3 protein-coding genes are annotated in these 2809 nt (G+C 29.8%); all 3 read left to right on the top strand.

Annotated elements, in window-relative coordinates; all coding sequences use genetic code 11:
- Positions 1–309 precede the first annotated feature (309 nt).
- The 3 genes from Q361_RS13275 to Q361_RS13285 all read left to right on the top strand — a co-directional run bounded on the left by Q361_RS13275 (position 310) and on the right by Q361_RS13285 (position 2580).
- The gene (locus tag Q361_RS13275; RefSeq protein ID WP_103727212.1) at positions 310–759 is read left to right on the top strand and encodes a hypothetical protein; all 450 of its coding nucleotides are present in this window, start codon (positions 310–312) and stop codon (positions 757–759) included.
- A 246-nt stretch (positions 760–1005) separates the two neighbouring features.
- On the top strand, positions 1006–1797 hold the full coding sequence (locus Q361_RS13280) for a DUF4352 domain-containing protein (RefSeq protein ID WP_146047046.1): 792 nt from the start codon (positions 1006–1008) through the stop codon (positions 1795–1797).
- A 93-nt stretch (positions 1798–1890) separates the two neighbouring features.
- Positions 1891–2580 carry a TM2 domain-containing protein gene (locus Q361_RS13285; RefSeq protein WP_211290392.1) on the top strand — a complete coding sequence of 230 codons (690 nt, stop codon included), beginning with the start codon at positions 1891–1893 and terminating at the stop codon, positions 2578–2580.
- The last annotated feature ends 229 nt before the right edge of the window (positions 2581–2809 follow it).

Consider the following 2809-nt stretch of genomic DNA (forward strand, 5'->3'; position numbering starts at 1 on the left):
GCTTAATTTAAAGTTGGTTTTGTACTTGCAAAGTCAATGTTTAAACGAAAGTTTAGGCTTCCATAATCCGCCACTTCTGCAAGCTGCAAAACGTTACAGGCAACCGTTTGAACGACAGTGCAAACATTGACAAAGTAAAATTTAGACGTTGAATGACTGTCCCATTTTGGACATTTAACAACAGACTTTTTACCTTCAACTTTTGTTCAATTTTTAGAATTTGAGTTTAAGGATAGTAATTCAAGTCTAACAAGACGTTGTGAACATTTGGAATACATTCAGACGATTAACTAAAACAAAAGCATAAAAATGACAGTAAACAAAATCATATCAACAATTACTGAAAATCTTATTAAGTATCCTAACATTAAATTTGAGATAGCTAATGACGATGAACTGAATATTTTTAAAGAGAATAATGACGGCTTTGATATTTGTATTCAAACAGCTGACAGAGAAAATACAATGTACTTTGACAAATTTCATTGGCACTATGACAACAATGAGGAAGAAACTAATGAAATGCTTGACCAACTCATTTTCGCTTTGGCAGGTATTTCAAGAATTAAAGAGATTTCAAGAAATGGCAAAGCATTTAAGTGGACACTTCAAATTCAAGATAAAGAAAATATTTGGCACGACAACGGAACAATGGGAATTATGAATTTCAACTTTTTTAGTAAAGCAGAAATAAAATACTACCAGAACAACTTGCTACCAAAAGAAAAACTATTTGAAGACACATACGAAGAACAGTAATTAAGGACAAAACAAATACGGCAGCCTGTAACATCGGTTTTGCGATATTGGGGCTGATGTACTAAATTTGAGCATTGGAATTCTATTGAGCATTTGTACTAAATTGAACATTTGTACTTTGAATTCCCCAACATCGCAAAGCCGAAAACCGTTGGGCGACAGTTTCGAGCGACAGAAAACCGAAAGTTGTACGAAACCCGAAAAAAAAAGAATGAACAAAATTTACTAATCTTAAAACACGAAAAAATGGAACAAAAACCAAAAATGGCTCTTTGGAAAAAAGTATTAATTGGCATTGTAGGAACTTTTACAGTCTTATTAATTCTTTCAAAATTATTCCCAATCAATTATTACGAAACAGGAATTGATTATTATAACAAAAAGAATTACAAGAAAGCATTAGAAAATTTCAGCAATGTAGAAAGTTCTGACAAAAGTTATAAAGACGCAATTTTAAAAATTAATGAAATTAAGCCGATTGTTGATAGTTTAATTAAAGTTGAAGAAATTGAAAAAGAAAAAAAGCAAATTGAAAAAAATAACTCTGGAGTTACAGAAGAAAAAGTAGAAGCAAAAGAAACTGAAAAAACTGCGAACTCGACTATTGAATCAACAAAAGATGAAGGATTAAAAGGTACAGTTGGACAATCTTATAATGTTGGTTCATTAACATATAAAGTAGAAAGAGTTAAATTCAAAAAATTTATTGGCGGTTTATATACTCTAAATAAAGCTGATGGTGTTTTTGTAATAATTACATTGACAGTTACAAATAAATCCCATAAAGAAATAAATATTGATAATTCATACTTTAAATTAACCGACGAAAGTGGAGCAGAATATGGATATTCACCAGATGGAACAGCATCATTAGAATTGTCAGAATTTCCAGGTGAAACATTTATGGGAATGTCATTAAATCCAAATGTTGCCAAGAAAGGAAAAGTTGTTTTTGAAGTTCCTTCAAAAAATAAAAATTATAAATTAGTATTTACTGACCCATTTTCTGGAACATTTTTAGAAATTGATATGAATTAAAGTAAGAGCAATTGAGGAAAACCGTAAGTTTTCTAAATTCAAAACATATATTTTTACAACAAATTAAACATTAAGTAATAAAAAATCTAAAAAATGGCAGTATTTGCAATCCCAAACCCAAAAAAAACAACTCAAGTAGATTTTCCGATTGAGAAAGTAAAAATAAGTGTTAAAAACATTAGTCTACTTAATAAAAAGTACAAATTCACAAATTCAAATGAGATATTTAATCAATATACTTATGAGGCAACCGAATTTTTAAGTATGGGTGTTTATATTGACATTAACCTGAATACCATAACAGAAAACAAAACTGAAATTACAGTTGAAGTAAGAAGAAAAATAGGAACGTTTAACGAATCATATGAAGTTACAAATGCAAACCAACATTTAGTAAACATATATGATTGTATAGCAAAATTAACTACCAAAACGAATGAAGAAATTGAAGCATTACATAAAGAAATTGCAGATAGTAAACTTCCAAAACCTAAACCAGTAAAACCTACAAAAGTAATTGAGGAATCATCCATCAAAATAGAAAAAGAAAAAAGAAAGATAGAAATTGTAAAATCAGACATAAATGCAAATTTTACAACAACATTATTATTGTGCTTTTTTTTAGGTTTATTTGGTATTCATCGTTTTTACACTAAAAATTATTTTATGGGTTTTATCCAATTAATAACATTAGGTTGTTTTGGAGTTTGGACATTAATCGACTTTATCCTAATTCTCACTGGTGCATATAAAGATGGAGAAGGAAATTTATTAAGAAAATAAAACCGATCGCCCAACAGCAGTTTGGCAATATGGCGGGTTTTGGGCTTAATTTGAAGTTGGTTTTGTATTTGCAAAGTCAGTGTTTAATCGAATGTTTAGGCTTCCTTAATCCGCCACATCGCCAAGCTGCAAGACGTTGTGTGCCATACTTCCGACGAGATTCAGAAGTCAAACATTTTAGTTTGAACAACCATTTGAATTTTAAGACTTGACGAAATGTCCACTTTTT

This window comes from Flavobacterium croceum DSM 17960, from assembly GCF_002917885.1.
Classification (GTDB): domain Bacteria; phylum Bacteroidota; class Bacteroidia; order Flavobacteriales; family Flavobacteriaceae; genus Flavobacterium; species Flavobacterium croceum.